Raw genomic sequence first — 17,614 nt, 5'->3', positions numbered from 1 at the left:
CTTCTTGTTGGATTAAGAGTTGCGTGCGATTGAAATCGCTGACTAATCGAACCGTATTGGCTCCGCTTCTGCACCGCCCTCAAATGAATTTGGGGCTAATGGCGAAAGTCCACTGAAGTGGACTGAAAGATTTCTGCCAGTCCACTTCAGTGGACTTTCGTTGTTAGCCCGAACTTATAGTTCAGGGCGGTGTGAGAACGGAGCCAATATCCTCAGCCCATTTACGTAGCTCGATCGATACAAGCTTTTAGCTGTGCCGCAAGCACCTGGATATGCGGCTTCCTGAGCATCGTCAGATGATTGCCAGGAAGATGATGAATTTCCGTTCCACCTTCAGCTAGCCGATCCCAGCTCAAACTCGGCTCGTCCTCGCCAATACTTGTCTGAGCCGTGGTTCTAAACAAATCGATACGGCTGGAGTAGGCTTGCGGCACGTAGTCAAGCACTGCTTGACTATTGGCATAGAACACCCGCAGCATCGGCACGATAGCTAACTCGCTTAAAATTCTGAGCTGGGATTCTTTCGACGGGTTGAGGGTATCATTCTGATGCGATCGAGATCGCATCAGCCACTCCCAGCCAGAGTAACGCACGATTTTTTTAAAATTAGGAAATCGATCGATTAAACTAATAATTTGCTGCTTGACAATCGCGATAATTAGATAAACATAATCGAGAAAGAACGGCCAAATATATCGCGCCGCTGTCGTTAGCATAAACTTTAAACCATGACCTAAAGATACATGTCCTGGTATTGGTGCCAAAGTATCCAGCACCGCTAGTAATGCTACTTCTTCCCCTGCCTGATGGAGTTGTTGAGCCATTTCAAATGCCACCCAACCGCCAAACGACCAACCTCCCAAATAATAAGGGCCGTGGGGCTGTACCGATCTCAATGCTTCGATATAATGAGCAGCCATATCTTCAATCCGCTTTAGGGGCGGAGTTTTGCCATCGAGTCCGATCGGTTGAAGTCCATAGAATGGCTGGTTCTTCCCTAATTGTGCGGCTAATTCATAATAAGGAAAAACAACACCAAACACGGGATGGATGCAAAAGAAAGCTGAGTTTGAGCCATTAGGTTGAATTGCAACTAAAGGCGATCGCGGGAGCGTATCGGGTGGTGAAGATATCCAAGCTGCTAAACTTTCAAGTGTCGGATTTAAAAATAAGCTAGCTAGTGGTAATTCATAATTAAGTCGATCGGATATTTGTTGTAACAACCGGACAGTTAAGAGCGAATCTCCACCCAAATCGAAGAAGTTGTCGTAAATACCCACTCGATCGATATTCAGGACTTCAGCCCAAATTTCAGCCAGGGTGGACTCGGTAGGAGTAAGCGGTGCAATAAATTCCTTATCGATCTTGGGCGCAGGATCGAGTTTTATAAGCGCATCTCGATCGACTTTGCCACTAGCAGTGAGTGGGAGCGCATCTAGAAATACCAAAGCTTTTGGCATCATGTATTCTGGTAATTTTTCTGTTAAAAATTTGCGTAATAATGAAGATGTGAAATTTGGCGTATCTGTACGAGAGACAATATAAGCAATTAAATACTTATCTCCATAGTTATTCTCTCGATCGATTACCACTACTGTTCGCACATCTGGATGCCGACCGATCGCAGTTTTAATTTCTGATAATTCGATCCGAAAGCCACGAATTTTGACGCGATTGTCGCTCCGACCTAAAAATTCAATATTACCATCCGATCGATATCGAGCTAAATCGCCTGTTTTGTAAAGTCGCGATTCCTGTCGATCTTCAAAAGGATGAGCAATAAAATGTTTGGCAGTTAATTCGGGACGATTGAGATATCCTCGTCCCAATCCATCACCACCGATATATAGTTCGCCATTAATTCCAATTGGTACTGGCTCTAAATGTTTATCTAATATATAAATTTGTGTATTCACGATCGGTCGCCCGATCGATATTTGTTCGCTCGGAGACTTAATTTCGGCAACGGTAGACCACACCGTTGCTTCTGTCAATCCATAAGCATTAAAAAACCGCCGATGAGGTTTCCACCACCTGTTAATAATATCTTCGGGGCAGGATTCACCCGCACAAATAATAGTTTGCAATGCTGGTAGCGATGCTAAAGGTAGAACGTTTAATACTGCGGGTGGTAAGGTGACGTGAGTAATCGCTTCTTCGTGCAACAATTCGAGCAAAGTTTGTCCGGGCAATAAGGATTCTTTGTCAGCTAAATAGAGAGTTGCACCCGATCGCAATGCCATCACAATCTCAAAAATTGAAGCATCGAAACTTAACGATGCAAATTGTAAAATCCGGTAATTCGGTTGAATATTAAATATCTCAATCTGAGCTTGTGCTAAGTTGGACAATCCTCGCTGTTCGATCGCAACACCTTTTGGTTGTCCAGTTGAGCCAGATGTATAGATAATATAAGCTAGGTTATCTAATGTGACGCAACTGGTGGGGTTTTCTGGGCTGTATTGTTTAATGGTTTTCCACTCTCGATCGATGTCAATAATTGGCTGTAAGAAATTTTTAAATATATCGCTTGAATTCGATCGGATTATTAATAATGAAACTTGGGCATCTGCTAACATAAAGTTCAGACGCTCTTGCGGTAGACTAGGATCCAAAGGGAGATATGCTCCACCAGCTTTGAAAATAGCTAATATGGCGACGATAGCTTCTGGAGATCGATCGATATAAATGCCGACTACTCCTTCGGGAATTGTCCCCATTTCTTGCAAATAATGGGCGAGTTGATTCGCTCGGATATTTAGTTCTTGATAGGTTAATTGCTGCTCATTAAATACTAACGCGATCGCGTCTGGAGTTTTTCGCACCTGTTCTTCAAATAACTGATAAAAACACTCTTTAGGGTAATCTTTGTTCGTGTCGTTCCAATCGATTAATAACTGTTGTCGTTCTCGCACACTCAGCACCGCCACATCAGAAACGCGCTGTTCTGGATTAGCAACAACACTTGCTAGCAAAGTTTGAAAATGTCCGAGCATTCGCGTAATAGTAGCATTCTCAAAGATATCGGTGCTATATACCATTTGCCCTTTGACACTTCCCGCATCCTGCCACAAATGGAACTCTAAATCGAGCTTCGCAGTGGTGGTATCGAACTCCAATAGCGACAGCGTTACTCCAGGTAACTCTAGTGCTGAAATCGGTGTATTTTGAAAGCTAAATGCCACCTGAAACAACGGATGATAGCTCAAATCTCGCTCTGGGTGCAGCTCCTCTACTAACTTTTCAAATGGCAAATCCTGATGAGCATAGGCACCTAAAGTTACCTCTCGCACTCGACGCAATAATTCTCGAAACGTCGGTTGCCCCGAACAATCTGTCCGTAGCACCAAACTATTGACAAAAAAACCAACTAATCCTTCTAATTGACTCCGGTTGCGATTGGCAATGGGCGAACCGATCGCAATATCTTCTTGTTGCGTATAGCGATAGAGCAATGTCTCAAACGCTGCCAGCATCGTCATAAATAAAGTCACGCCTTCGTGGTAGCTCAGTGCCTCTAATGCTTGACTCAGAGAGGGCGATAACTCTAAAACCTGTTTTGCACCTTTATAGCTCGGCACAGCAGGTCTGGGACGGTCTGCGGGGAGATTTAGCACCGAAATTCCAGCTAACTGCTGTTGCCAGTAAGCCAACTGGGTTTGTAATGGCGAATCGCCTGTCCCTACTCCTTGCAGCCACTCCCGTTGCCATTGGGCAAAATCCGCATATTGAATTGGTAGTTCCGGTAGGGTAGGCTCCTTACCAGATGCAAAGGCTTTGTATAATATCCCCAGTTCTCGAACTAGCACCCCAATCGACCAACCATCGGCGACAATGTGATGTAGATTTAGCAGTAGCACATATTCGGCATCATCTAGTTGTAGCAGCTTTACTCGCAGCAACGGCCCAGTGGCGAGGTCGAATGGCTGTTGAGCGGCTGCGGTGGCGATTTGCCGCAGTTGTGTTTCCTGCTCTGGGCTATCTAGATTGCGTAAATCGACAAGGGGTAGCGGGATGCTCAGGCTCGGCGAGATTGCCTGTAGGGGTTGCCCATTCACCACCAAAAACCTAGTGCGTAAGGTTTCGTGGCGACGGACGAGTTCGTTAAATGTCTGCTTTAAAGCGGTAAAGTTTAGCGCACCTGTGAGGCGCAGTGCGGTTGAGACATTGTAAAAGGGATTGCCTGGTGCTAACCTGTCGAGAAACCACAATCGCTGTTGGGCAAAGGAAGTATGAAAAACGAACACCTCTGCTGCTTCAGAAACATTAAGTTCTTCATCATCTGTTAGACTACCGAGCAGATTCTGGCTCATATATTAATGACAAATAGTAAGTATTCGCGCCGATCGATGTGTTAACCTCCACTATGCAAATAGGGTTGCAACTCCAGTGGTGCTGTAACCATTCATGACGATCGGAAGTTGTCTGTAGTATTATCTATCCTAGCTTAATGGCGATCGCCAAGCAAACAAATCAATCACAAGACAGATCTTTATGCTCAATTTCTCCGATCGATCTGGAGATTGGGTAAAAGCGTTGGCATGAAAAGATTGTGCTTTGTGAAATTAGCTCGGATCGATCTCATCAAATAGATTTCACCCAGATGGGAGATTTATTCGGGTAAGTAGCCGATCCCAAATTACCACGATCGATCGGTCGATCGATAATCTCGATCGAGAATTACATCATCGGATCGAATTTTACCGAATTGTGCGTTGACGAGTGGGTAATTTATCGGTAACTGTTCAGGGGGTGATGAGAGAATGCGGGTTTCCGGCTATTTTCTGACACGTTCGAGTACTGATTAGCCATTTTCTCAGCCTATTGCAGTCTCAAACCCATTGACTTCATACCCCTGTGAACAGCTACCATTGTTGTATCTTTCCTCCATTTGCAAAAGCGGAATATGCTTGGTTTTCTGGTTGAGTCTATCTCAACTGCTCGTTCTGGTGAAATTCTACTTTTTTTCTTCTTTCCTTATCCTAAACTCACGTTAAATTATGGTGAATAACTATATATTTTTTACCTTTATAATTATTTCTACTCTGAGTATAAATGCTTTAGCAAAAAAAATCTTGAAACGGGAATGGGTTTTGTGGCTATGCTCCACAGCTCCTTTTATAATTATGACAAGATTTATGTGGAAGGTGACAGTAGGCAACGGTGATGATTTTATAAAAGCTTATTATCCTGCTGGTAAGCAAGTTTTACAAAATCCATTTAGCATGTACCACCGAGAAGGTGCCGACGTGTGTGTTTCTGGTTTTGTCAATATCCCGCTACTAGCTTATGTATTTACACCTCTAAATGTACTGAGTGAGACTGATGCTGCGCGACTATTTCGTATTATCGGGATTTTAGCTATTTTTATAACTTGGTATTTGCTTATTAAAATAACTCAAACATTTGATTGGAGAGCTGTGGTCTTAACTGGGCTGTTTATAATAAACGGCCCTCTTTATTACAGTGTTAAAATAGGTAACAGCACTCACTTTGTCTTGCTTTTATTGGTAGTAGCTTATTATTTTAATAGCAGGAAAATGGCGATTTGGAATGGAGTATTAGTGGCGATAACAGCATTCATAAAAGTTCCGTTGTGGCTTCTAGGCTTTTACTATCTCGCACGGAAAAAATGGTGGGTAGTAGCAGGATATGGTGCAGCACTAATAGCCATTGTTGGAGCATCTCTACTACTATTTGGTACTAAGCTACACTTAGCTTGGTATCAAGAATGCATTGCTCCCTTTGCTGACAAACCAATAGGAGCTTTCAACGTTCAGTCAGTAAATAGCTTTCTAGCTCGCCTGTTGCTTAATGCTCAACTGAATAGTTGGCAATTGTTGGAGATAAGTTGGGACTTCAAAGTAGCACGAGCCTTTCTACTTTTTCTACTAGTAGGTGTGGTTATATTCGTTTTTTGGCGTTCAAAATCTCCTAATAATGTCAAAGAAAAAAACCTGGAATTCTCAATTGTCCTATGTTTAGCATTAGTCATCAGTCCAATTGCTTGGACTCACTATTATCTACTCTTACTGCTTCCTTATTCATTATACATAGCTGATAAATTAGCTGTTCCCCAAGGATGGAGGTGGGCTACCTCGATCTGGCTAAGTGCCTTTCTAATATCACTTCCTGTGATTTTTGAATCTCAAGATGCAGTTGTTCAATTTCTCTTTTTTAAAGTATTAATTTCTCATTATTTCTTTGGAGGAATTATCCTACTAGGAGTATTATTGGCTGCACGATTGCAAAATAACAATCACCCTCAGCCATCCAATAGTAAACTTGAAGTATAAACTAGGGCAATAGTTATTTTATCAAATTTTCCTATTCTTTATAGGGTGTTTAAAAAGGGGAGTAGAGAGTAAAAAAACAAACATTCTCGCTATCGTAGTCCTCTAAACTTTTATACTAGAGTTTATAGGGGGAAACGCAGAATTGGTGCAAAATAGGATGCTAAAGATTTCTTTTGTCAGGAAAGGCTCTATGAACTGCATCATCGTCCCATCGGCTTGGAGATCTGGATAAGATTCACTGACAGCAAATAATCTACCTAAAGCCCCCGTCAGGGCACCTTCCGCCTCGCTTAGGCTTTGCATTTGCGCGGGCGCGCCCGGATCTCTAGCCGCTCTACTACTGGCTCGCCAATCGATCCAAGTGTCGCGCCTCATGCGATGATGAAGATGAAAATTCCGATAAAACTCAATTCGGTGACTACATAATCGTAGAGTACCCACTCGGATCGATCGAATTGACAAATAATGAAAATTTTCGATCGCCAGTCAAATGATAATATTTGTTATCGATCGCTCTTGGTTGCCCCTATGCTTATAATAATTGAGTACGTAACAACAAGTCAATTTCAGGGGAGACATAGATCGTTATGACCGACTATCATGTTCCGACTGCTGATGCAGATAGTAAGCCGTTAGAGAGCGATTTAGATCGATCTACAAAATACAACCGTCAAGGAATAAACAAACATGCATTAGGCGATCTAGTTGGGGCGATTGCTGAATACGATCGAGCGATATCGCTAAATAACAACTATTTTCAAGCTTATAATAATCGCGGTTTAGCAAAAGGACAAATCGGCGATTTGGCAGGAGCGATTGCCGATTACAATCGGGCGATTAATCTCGACAATAACTATGCTAAGGCTTATTATAATCGCGGTCGTGCTCGAATCAAAGCTGGTAATATTTCACAAGCAATTGCCGATTATAGTTGGGCGATTAAACACGATGCCCATTATGCTAAGGCTTACTACAATCGGGGTTTAGCCAAGCTAGAGTTAAATGATAAAAAAGAGGCAATTGTAGACTTCGATCGGGCGATATCTGTAGATTCAAACTATGCCAAAGCATACTATCAAAGAGGAAATATTCAACACGATTTAGGCGATAATGTTGCGGCGATTGCTGACTACGATCGAGCGATTTCAATCGCCCCAGAATATATCAAAGCTCTTTATAATCGAGGTAATATTAAATGTGAAACGGGCGATAATTTAGGTGCAATTTCAGACTATGATTTAGCGATCGCGATCGATCCCAATTATGCTAGAGCTTACTACAATCGCGCTCTCAACAAAATCGTGTTAAAAGATCGAGTAAGTGCGATCTCTGACTTCGATCGAGCCGCTAATTTATTTCATCAGCAAGGAGATTTAGATAACTATAATAAGGCAATTAAAAAGCAGACATCAGCATACGATATTAGCGATCGATCTAGTAAAGACCGACCATAACTTACTAGTTATACATCGATCGTCAATCGATTGTGATAGCGATAAAAAGCAAGGAATCGACTAGCAAGTTCACATCTAAATTGCTATAGTGGAAAGGTCGATAGGCAATCTGGAAACTAACCGAGCGATCGAGCGAGAATTGGTATTTATTTCGATGTATTTAGAAAGTTATGGCATCATTCAGCTTAAATATCGAAGTCACATTTATAGACGACCTTACAGGTGAATCGCTCGGTCTTACCCATATTCCTGCTAATAATTTACCAGATTCATTCGAGCGCGATACCAAGATCGAACTTAGCGGCGCAGAGTGGAGTGTGTTGAATGCTCGACCAAAAACTCGCGCTCAATATACAAAATCTAAGACCCTCATTTTGTGGATTCGGCGGATCGAACTGGTTAATCCTAATGATATTCTGTATAGTTTACCATCGATCTGTAGCGTAATTCCAGCAGTAAATAATCGCCCGCTTTCTGGTAGTGAATTAACATTTGCTGAAGATGACTGGCGGCAATTTGAATTTATTTCTCATCAACTTGCTGATAAAGTCGATAAAGAAATTTCTAAAATTAGCATAATTAATGAAACCGCAGCCGTTGGAGTTTGCTGGAGTGCCATTCATATCCGATCGAAACCCGAAATTCCGATCGTCAGTAATCTTGCCTTAACCCATCTGGCAAATATATTAAAGGTTACTACTAAATCCGCCGGGATAACTTACGACGGATCGCAGTCACCGATTGCTGATGGTTATTCATTTGCATTAAATGACGACTTTTGGATCTATGGTATTGTGCCCAATAGCAAAGTTCAAGTAATTGCGATCGGTCAAGATGCTAATATATCACCAACTGAAGCATCGATCGATCGGCTGCAAGAACTCGCTCGTAAATTTAACCTCGATTTAGTCCATTGGTGTCGGTGTATTCGGGTCGCTCCTGATGACGAGTTATTTCGATCTTTATTATTAAGTATCGATTAAATGTTCGATCGAAATCTAGCTTACTTTTTACAAGTCGTCGGATCGAATTGGACGCGATATTGATAAATAACTCGCTTACCTTTGTCTTTTAGTGGGCGATTTTTATCGGCTGCACTTAATTCTTCTGTTGCTGCTCTACTGGCAATTTCTCCTAACTTTCGTTGCTCTAGCGTGTCTCGGTCTGTAAATGTTTTGATTTTGAGACTGTCTGCACTAATAGATCCTAAAATAGCTTCATCTGGATTTTCAGGAACTGAACCGAGAACAGCCATCAACACGATAAAGGGAGTTTGTTTTTCTTTACCACAGAGCATTCCTTGTGGATATTTAATCGTGATGGTCTTCGATGGATAAGGTTCTTTAACATCATACTCTTTCATAAATAAGCTCAGTTGCTGGAGAGCTGCATCGGTATATTTACCATAAAAGCCATTGCCACCATTATTACCCGTGGGAGTGCCCGATGGCTGCGGTGTTGGAGTAGTGGTAGGCGTAGGCGTAGATGTGGGTGTGGGTTTCGGCGTTGCGGCTGGTTGTTGTGCCTGATTATTAGGATTGGGCGATGGTTCGGTTGTTAGCGGTTTGTCGCCGCCATCGTCGTCTGTCTCGGTGTTTGGCTGTGGGGTAGGAGTGACGGGTTGAGGTTTTTTGGCGATTGGTTTGGGTTTGACAGGTGGGGATACTTTTGGCGTTGGTTTGGTAGTAGGCTTAAAAACGTTTTCGGGGTCGAAGTCTGGGGCGATGGGTTGTTTTTGGGGGACTACTTTTTTCTGCTTGGGGGTGGGTGCTTTAAAAATCGTGCCGTCAGACGGACGCTGTGGCGAAAAGGGAATAGTTTGAGGCGCGGTAGAAAATTTGGTGCTTGGAGGAGCCGCTGCTGGGCGACTGGGGACGATCGGTCTAGCTGAGGGTAAAACTTGCGGCTTGGGGACTTGCGGAGCTTGAGGGATGCGCTGTAGCTCGCTGGGAGTAAGTTGAACGACCTTGACTGTAGTGGGGCCAGCTTTTTGAGCTTCTTTGTCTGGCTGGGTGAAAAAGGGTAATATAGCTCCAATGCTGGCATGTAGACCGATCGAAGCTAGAATTGCGATCGTCGTCGGATCGACTAAAGTGTCTAAAAAGTTTTTGCGGGTGGAAGATTGATACATATTTACCGTAAACGCTAACTGTCAGACACTAGGATTGAGACGATTTAATCCTATTTTAAACTACATCAGGCGATCGCGAGTCGTTGTTAACTTCACTAGAGATCGAGCTAAGTGGGAAAATCTTTGGCATAATTGTTTAGATATATTAAAATCTGTTAAAAATTTACCAATGCGCGGACAATTCAATTCTTTTCGACGCAATCCCTTGCGCTGGTTGAAACGTCGTTATCTCCGATGGGTGGCATTGAGCTATTGGAGCTATCGCTGGCTCGTCTGTCGCGGTACAGATCGACAGTTCGCACAGGTGCAAGTCTGGCGAGTAGCAGTAGGTTTCGATCTGGCGGCGTGGCTACTAGCGATCGAAGATTCGGTCAAACCAGAATACTGGGGCATGATGTGATTTAGGTTTTAGGTTTTAGGTTTTAGGTTTTAGGTTTTAGGTTTTAGGTTTTAGCGAAGATCTACCCACCCCGCCCTACGGGCACCCCTCCAAGGAGGGGATTTTCCATACTCCTTACTTCTTACTCCTTACTCCCCCTCTCCCCCTCTCCAAAATAGTAACCAGAGTTGGTATGCTATTTACATGACGCTGCTCAATGTGACTACTCTCGATGCTCCGACTGCTAATTTAGCGACGGTGACAGCCTTAGCACCCATGCAGGATGTGACGGATGTTTGCTTTATGACGACGATCGCTAGTTATGGCTGTCCGGACTACTTTTTTACTGAATATTTACGGGTGCATGAGACTTCGCGCCCGGAAAAACATATCGTTAAAGCGATCGTCGAAAATACTACAGGTCGCCCGATTTTCGCTCAGATGCTGGGTGAGAGCATCCCCGATCTGGTGCGGACGGCGCACTTACTCAGTCATTATCCGATCGCGGGAATAGATTTAAATATGGGTTGTCCCGCACCCAAAATTTATCGGAAGAATGTCGGTGGGGGACTGTTGCGCGATCCCGATAAAATCGATCGGATTCTAGGCGAGTTACGCTCGGCTATAGCTGGACGGTTTACGGTGAAGATGCGGATTGGATTTGAAGATACTGCCAATTTCGATCGCGTCTTGGCATCGATCGATCGACATCAGATCGATTTATTGAGTTTACACGGTCGGACGGTGAAGGAAATGTATCACGGTACCGTCCATTATGACTCGATCGCCCATGCGGTATCTCGATTGCGGTGTCCGGTATTGGCAAATGGGAACGTGACTTCGGCACCTACCGCACTCGAAATTCTTGGCTTTACCCAAGCGGCGGGAGTTTCGATCGGCAGATCTGCGATTCGCAATCCTTGGATTTTTAAGCAAATTCGTCAAGCGTTGGCGCGACAACCAGTTGAAGTGGTGACGCTAGCTCAGGTACGCGATTATATCGATCGATTGTTTCGGATGCCTACGGTACAAGCAATCCAGGAAAGATCGCGCATCAGCCGTCTGAAGATGTATCTCAACTATATCGGACAGGGGGTAGATCCGGCGGGTGTATTTTTGAAAGAGATGCGGAAGGCGCAGACTGAAGCGGAATTATTTGGGGTGTGCGATCGCGAGTTATTAACTCATCCCGATCGGGTATTTGCCGATAACCCATATCCAGGGCTGTTAGCTCGTCCGGGTTGCGAGGGTTAACGATCTGTTTTGTGTAGAGCAACAGATGGGGAATAGTCGCTGTTCGATCCTAGCAATTTTTATATAAAGGTTTTAATTTTCTGGGTAGAAGCATTGCTGACATCAGCGGTTGCCGCTTGATGGTTTCTAAAAGTATAATTGGTGCGATGATACCCACAAGAAATGCCAATAGCGAATTGAAGTAGTCCGCTTTGCTTAGAAGAGAAAGAAACTCGAACGATTTTTCCTGTAGAATACCATGAAATATCAAGATAAATAGGCTGCTCGACCCTAAATATGCCAGGATTTTCTTGATGACAACAAAATTATCCATTAATGTGGCAAAAGAGATAGTAATGTATATACCTAGCATTGCTTTTAATGATGAGATAATCGCATCTCCATATACTCTCTTATTTAGATCGAGAGTTCGATCGAACCAATAGTGCAATAGAGAAAATATGAGTATTGCACCAAAGAAACCTAAATAATTAAAGCGCAACGATTGAATATTTTGTCTCATCAAAAATCCAAACATAATAAAAGCAGAGCTAATCCAGATAATGTCAATGCTAAATGGGAGTCCTGGTAAATATTTCATTTGACCAAACATCGTATTAGCATAACTTAAATTTGATACGTCGATTCGCCAAAAAACATCGATAAATGTTGCACCGATTATCAAAAAAAATGTATTAGCCGAGATTCTTAAAACCAACTTATACTTGAATTTATCTGTTATGTTCAAAAATAATCTTGAAAATAATAGAGCAATAAATAGATGTGGTAAAAACCAAAGTGCTTCCCACGCGATCGTACTACCTGTTCCATAGACTATCCCAAAAATGTGCTTTATCCAAAGTGGGTGATGAGACAACATTTCGCCAATACCTACGCATATTAAGACAACTAGATATGGCTTCAATAAAGAATCTACCTTTGAAAAAATGAATGGCTTTATCGGCTCAGATTCTTTGAGGAATATTCCTGAAACAAAGAAAAATAAAGGCATGTGAAATGAGAAAATTAATCTAAACAGGATACCTTTATCTTCATGTAGAGCAATCCAGTTATGACCGAGCACAACTAAAGCTATTCCCAGCCCTTTGGTGATATCAATGGTATTATTTCGCTGGGTCATGCTAAATCCTTAGTTAAAACTCGATCGATAATACGGCGAGAAATACAATTAAGTCAAGTAATATGTATACTTGCTTTATTTACCACAACAAATAGGGGCAATTCATCAAGCGGCGGTTTTATTCGGAGGTTCCCTCCGAATAAAAAAACCGACAAGACATTGCCCCTACCCGATTAGAAATGTTAATTGACGATCGATACTGTGACTAGCTCTTGGGTTTTGCCGACAATACATGGGCACTATCGCCGTTGTTGCTATTCCCGATCGCGATTGGTGCAGCGATTGGCAAACCGACTAGTTTGAGATCTGGTGGCGATGTTACTGGTACATCATCAACAATCGGATTGCGGGACATAATCAGCGCGATCGATTGAGTGACATTATCAGCAAAAATCGCCACCAATGCATTATCAGCCGCCCGATCTAATGCCCATTCGAGTGCTTCGCCTTCGTTGAGCTGAATCGTGTGGGGGACGGGAGTCTCGGTTTTGGCTTGAGCGATCCCTTGGACGATTAATGCGGCTACTTCACCCCGATCGCGACCGCGCAGATCCTCATCTTCTTTAATGACGATCCGATCGAAGAATGTAGCAGAGAGCCGACCCAATTCGATTAAATCTTCATCGCGGCGATCGCCTGGGCCGCCAATGACTCCGATCGATTTACCCGGCCAGTTCTTGACAAAACTGCCAACTGCTGCATACCCCGCTGGATTGTGGGCATAATCTACTAGCGCGTGATAATTGCCCAGGTTGAATAAATTCATCCGTCCGGGGGTCTGCTCTGCTGAAGCCCGGAAGGTGCGTAAACCCGCCCGAATTTGCTCGATTTTCATCCCCTGAACGAAGGTGGCTAGACTCGCGGCGAGGGCATTGGCGATCATAAATGGTGCCCGTCCGCCCAGGGTAATCGGTACGCGCTCGACTTTCTCGATCCGGTGTACCCAATCTTGCTGCAAGATCGAAATGTAGCCCTCTTCTAACACGGCAGCAATGCCCCCGCGCTGAACGTGGGCGCGAACGAGGGGGTTATCAGAGTCCATCGAGAAATAAGCCACCTTCCCGACGACATGCTTTGCCATTGCCGCGACGCGATCGTCGTCGGCATTCAGTACCGCATAACCATCGGCGTGAACTGCTTCGGCGATGACGGCTTTGACTTTGGCCATTTGGTCGATATTGTCGATATCGCCTAAGCCCAAATGATCGGCTGCGACATTTAGTACCACCCCAACATCGCAGGATTGGAAAGCAAGCCCAGAGCGAAGAATGCCGCCGCGTGCGGTTTCGAGTACGGCAATATCCACTGTCGGATCTTGGAGAATAATCTGGGCACTTTGAGGGCCTGTAGTATCGCCTTTTTCGACTAGACGATCGCCGATATAGATGCCGTCGGTAGTGGTAAAACCAACCGAATCATATACTTGACTGAAGATATGGGCGATCGCGCGGGTGGTTGTAGTTTTACCATTAGTACCCGTAATTGCCACGACCGGAATTCGCGTTGGCGTTCCGGGGGGAAATAACATTTGCAGGATCGGCGCAGCCACATTCCGACCGACACCTTGACTGGGGGCGATGTGCATCCGCAAGCCCGGTGCGGCATTGACTTCGACGATCGTACCATCTGCCTCGGCGAGGGTTTTAGTAATATCGGTGGTAATTACATCGATCCCGATCACATCTAAACCGATAATGTGTGAGACGCGCTCGGCGATCCAGACGGTATGGGGATGGATTTCATCGGTACGATCGATCGCGATCCCGCCCGTGCTGAGATTTGCTGTCGCCCGCAGGTAACAAATTTCGCCCTCTGGTAAAATGGTATCGAGGGTATAGCCTTGTCGATCGAGTAGTTCCTTGGTCGAGTCGTCGATTTCAATCTGGGTGAGCATATTATCGTGACCCTTGCCGCGCTGCGGATTTTGATTCTCTTGCTCGACTAGGGCGGCGATCGTCCACAAGCCGCTACCGACAACGTGTGCGGGGACGCGCTCGGCGACTGCTACGACTTTGTGATTTACTACCAAAATCCGGTGATCCCGACCTTGATAGAAGTGTTCGACGATCGTGCCTTTAGAGATATCCCGCGCGCGATCGTAGGCGACTTCTGCCTGTTCCCACGTTTTGATATCGATACTCACACCGCGCCCGTGGTTGCCATTTAAAGGCTTAATCACGATCGGGTAGCCCAATCGTTCGACCGCGCCTGCCAACTCGCCAAAGGAATCAATCGTCATCCCCACGGGCACGGGTACGCCCATACTCGCCAGAATTTTTTTGGTACGTTCCTTATCGCAAGCTAACTCTACCCCCAGCACGTTGCTGTGGGAAGTTAGAGCCGCCTGAATGCGTTTTTGATATTTACCGTAGCCAAATTGAATCAGATCGCAAGTATCTAGCGTCATCGAGGGGATGCCCATCCGGTGAGCTTCGCGGACTAGTGCCTCGGTGCTGGCTCCCAATGCGGCTTCATCCCGCAGCTCGATTAAATCGTTCAAGTCTCGCTCTAGTTCGGCGGTGGGGTAGCTACCAGTATCGACGATACTCTCACACAGCCGGAGTGCGGCTCTGACGGCATAACGTCCAGCGGTTTCAATTTGGTACTCAATCGCGACTTGATAGATGCCATCTGTAGCTGTCTCGCGGGTGCGCCCAAAGCCAACTTCCATCCCCGCTAGGGTTTGCAGCTCCAGAGCCACATGCTCTAGAATATGCCCCATCATTGTCGATGTTTTGACCCGACTCAAAAAACCCCCGCGACATCCCGGCGAGCAGTGATGCTCTTCTAGGCTGGGCAAAGTTGCGACTAAACCTTCATAAAACCCCGGAATGGTATTAGAAGGTCGATCGGCCAGATCCTCCAAATCCAGGCGCACGAGAATCAGCTTTGAGCGGCGGATGCTCCAGTAGTTCGGGCCTCGAAGCGTTTGGGTTTGGAGAATTTTCATAAATGTAGTGCGCTTTATTTAGTACTGTGTAATTAAATGTAATATATCACTCTTTAGATAGAGTTATTAAAGTTTGAGGTTAAGCATCTTGGCTACTCAAATCTCACTTAACATATATAAAAATCTTACTCTTAACTTAATTTCAAGTTGGGTATCTACTTCTGTATCACAGCACACAAATTTGCTAACTATCGATATTTAAAAGTATCACAGCGCACAAATTTGCTAACTATTGATACTTGGAAATATTCTAGCGCAAACATTTGCTAATTATCGCTATTTAAAAGTATCCCTGCACACTATAACGTTGGCATCACCTACCGAAGGTAATCGCCAAAAAGGCTTAAAGTACGAGTCGGGTTTAACTTGAAGAGCGAAATAATTTCAGCAGCAATCGTACTTACCGATCGACCGAATTTGGCTTAACTACGATTTAAGAAGGTAAGACAGTCCGATGTTGATAGTTATACCGATTGCCTTTACTCAAGACATGTACTGTCAGATTGTGCAGACTTAATGGCGAGGTTTTCACCACATCCAGATAATTGGTATGAGTCAATTCTCGCGGATCGATAATGGTAATGGTACCTTTGCCGATAACTTCAAAGGTGCCCTCACCATCAAAAGCAGCACAGGTATCTTCATCGATGCCAATGCCTAATTTATCAGGATGGGCCGCGATCGCACTCATTAATCTTGCCATCCGATTGCGGTTGTGGAAATGTTGATCCACTAACAAATCGGGGAAAATTCCCAAACCATCAGTCAGATCGACTAATAATTGATTTGGCGATTCACCACTGCTCCCGCCAGCAATCATCTTTTCACCGACGATGGCTGCGCCAGCACTAGTTCCCGCCATGACGAGATCCCCCCGTTCGATTCGCTGCTTGATGGATGCAATAAACTTGCTCCCACCAATGAGATCGCACAATCGCTGTTGATCTCCCCCTGTAATAAAGATACCCGTACATCGCTCCAAAATATCCAACCATCTCTCTTCATCACATTCTCTCGGCTGTCGAATGTCAAGTACTTGGACTTGTTGCGCGCCCATTCCCTGAAATATTTTGTAGTAACGATCGCCAACAACGCTGGGTTCTTGGGACGCACACGGTACGATCCCAATGCTAGCTTGCTGTCCACCAGCACTTTCAAAGAAGGCTCTCAAGATCTCACAGCCATTGACCTTATCTTCTGCACCCCCAATTACCATGACTGGATAGCGGGTAGAAATGACCATAGATTGTTGGACTAGAATGGGCTTTACTTCAAGCATAATTGTGATGGGAGATGGGAGATGGGAGGGGGGAGGTGGGAGGTGGGAGTAAGAAGTAAGGAGTAAGGAGTAAGTTTTCCGTTACCCTTTACCCTCTACCTCCTAAAGCCTAAAGCCTAAAGCCTAAAGCCTAAAGCCTAAAGCCTAAAGCCTAAAGCCTAAAACCTAAAACTTGTCATACTGTCCTGTCAGCTTGTTGAGTTGTTGGATTAGTAGGCTCAAGAATAATCCGACATCGGTGACAACGCCGATCGATTCGATCGAGCCGCGATCGCTGAGTTTAGTCACTACGGCAGGATTAATGTCCACACAGACCATTTTTACACCAGCGGGGGTCATATTACCGACCCCGATCGAATGGAGCATACTCGATAACATCAAAATTAGGTCGGCACCTTCAATTAAGCGCGCGTAATCTGCCTGGGCTTCGAGCAGATCCATTTTAGTATCGGGCAAGGGGCCATCGTCGCGAATCGATCCGGCGAGGGAAAAGGGAATCTGATGCTTGACGCACTCATACATTACGCCACTTGTCAAAATGCCTTGTTCGACGGCGTTGGCAATGCTCCCGCAGCGACGAATTGTATTAATTGCTTTCAGGTGGTGGCGGTGTCCGCCATGTACCGAGGTACCGCGCTGCATATCTACGCCCAAAGAGGTGCCCATTAAAGACTGCTCGATATCGTGGACGGCGATCGCATTACCACCTAATAGGGCGTGGACGTAACCGTCGCGAATCAACCGATTCAGG

At 44.8% G+C, this 17,614-nt stretch carries 11 protein-coding genes and 1 pseudogene; 5 read left to right on the top strand and 7 right to left on the bottom strand.

Translation table 11 applies throughout. The annotated features are described in order from the left end of the window. Nucleotides 1-221 precede the first annotated feature (221 nt). Nucleotides 222-4,313: an amino acid adenylation domain-containing protein gene (locus tag Q0R35_RS07220; RefSeq protein ID WP_295615442.1), complete on the bottom strand. Its 4,092-nt coding sequence runs from the start codon at nt 4,311-4,313 to the stop codon at nt 222-224. A 687-nt stretch (nt 4,314-5,000) separates the two neighbouring features. On the opposite strand from Q0R35_RS07220, the gene Q0R35_RS07215 reads away from it, so the two are divergent. Further along, nucleotides 5,001-6,296, top strand: coding sequence for a glycosyltransferase family 87 protein (locus Q0R35_RS07215; protein WP_295615440.1), 1,296 nt, complete (start codon nt 5,001-5,003; stop codon nt 6,294-6,296). 102 nt (nt 6,297-6,398) lie between these two features. On the opposite strand, the gene Q0R35_RS07210 is transcribed toward Q0R35_RS07215, so the two are convergent. Continuing rightward, entirely contained in the window at nt 6,399-6,671 is a 273-nt protein-coding gene (locus Q0R35_RS07210; RefSeq protein ID WP_295615437.1) for a LemA family protein, read from the bottom strand. A 212-nt stretch (nt 6,672-6,883) separates the two neighbouring features. Between Q0R35_RS07210 and Q0R35_RS07205 the strand changes: the two genes are divergently transcribed. Then, nucleotides 6,884-7,750 (top strand): tetratricopeptide repeat protein, encoded by an 867-nt coding sequence (locus tag Q0R35_RS07205; protein WP_295615435.1) that lies wholly within the window; start codon nt 6,884-6,886, stop codon nt 7,748-7,750. A 170-nt stretch (nt 7,751-7,920) separates the two neighbouring features. Continuing rightward, nucleotides 7,921-8,733, top strand: coding sequence for a hypothetical protein (locus Q0R35_RS07200; RefSeq protein ID WP_295615433.1), 813 nt, complete (start codon nt 7,921-7,923; stop codon nt 8,731-8,733). A 20-nt stretch (nt 8,734-8,753) separates the two neighbouring features. On the opposite strand, the gene Q0R35_RS07195 is transcribed toward Q0R35_RS07200, so the two are convergent. Continuing rightward, a complete protein-coding gene (locus Q0R35_RS07195) occupies nt 8,754-9,881 on the bottom strand; it encodes a hypothetical protein (protein ID WP_295615431.1) in 1,128 nt (375 codons plus the stop codon). A gap of 169 nt (nt 9,882-10,050) precedes the next feature. Between Q0R35_RS07195 and Q0R35_RS07190 the strand changes: the two genes are divergently transcribed. Together Q0R35_RS07190 and Q0R35_RS07185 are read left to right on the top strand one after the other, a co-directional pair. After that, nucleotides 10,051-10,281, top strand: a complete 231-nt coding sequence (locus tag Q0R35_RS07190) for a hypothetical protein (RefSeq protein ID WP_295615429.1) — start codon at nt 10,051-10,053, stop codon at nt 10,279-10,281. 183 nt (nt 10,282-10,464) lie between these two features. Further along, complete coding sequence (locus tag Q0R35_RS07185; RefSeq protein ID WP_295615427.1) at nt 10,465-11,514, top strand: tRNA-dihydrouridine synthase family protein; 1,050 nt, start codon at nt 10,465-10,467, stop codon at nt 11,512-11,514. A 49-nt stretch (nt 11,515-11,563) separates the two neighbouring features. On the opposite strand, the gene Q0R35_RS07180 is transcribed toward Q0R35_RS07185, so the two are convergent. From Q0R35_RS07180 to Q0R35_RS07165, 4 genes and pseudogenes are all read right to left on the bottom strand, one after another. After that, nucleotides 11,564-12,634: an acyltransferase family protein gene (locus tag Q0R35_RS07180; protein ID WP_295615425.1), complete on the bottom strand. Its 1,071-nt coding sequence runs from the start codon at nt 12,632-12,634 to the stop codon at nt 11,564-11,566. Nucleotides 12,635-12,839: 205 nt separating this feature from the next. Beyond that, nucleotides 12,840-15,584 (bottom strand): cyanophycin synthetase, encoded by a 2,745-nt coding sequence (gene cphA, locus Q0R35_RS07175; protein WP_295615423.1) that lies wholly within the window; start codon nt 15,582-15,584, stop codon nt 12,840-12,842. A 433-nt stretch (nt 15,585-16,017) separates the two neighbouring features. Then, the gene (locus tag Q0R35_RS07170) at nt 16,018-16,863 is read right to left on the bottom strand and encodes a cyanophycinase (protein ID WP_295615421.1); all 846 of its coding nucleotides are present in this window, start codon (nt 16,861-16,863) and stop codon (nt 16,018-16,020) included. A gap of 165 nt (nt 16,864-17,028) precedes the next feature. Continuing rightward, nucleotides 17,029-17,614 (bottom strand): annotated as a pseudogene (locus tag Q0R35_RS07165) (fused N-dimethylarginine dimethylaminohydrolase/saccharopine dehydrogenase domain-containing protein); the annotation flags it as partial.

Origin of the sequence: Chamaesiphon sp. GL140_3_metabinner_50, from assembly GCF_025361915.1 — a bacterium.
Lineage (GTDB): Bacteria > Cyanobacteriota > Cyanobacteriia > Cyanobacteriales > Chamaesiphonaceae > Chamaesiphon.
This window is presented reverse-complemented; position numbering and strand designations above follow the sequence as displayed.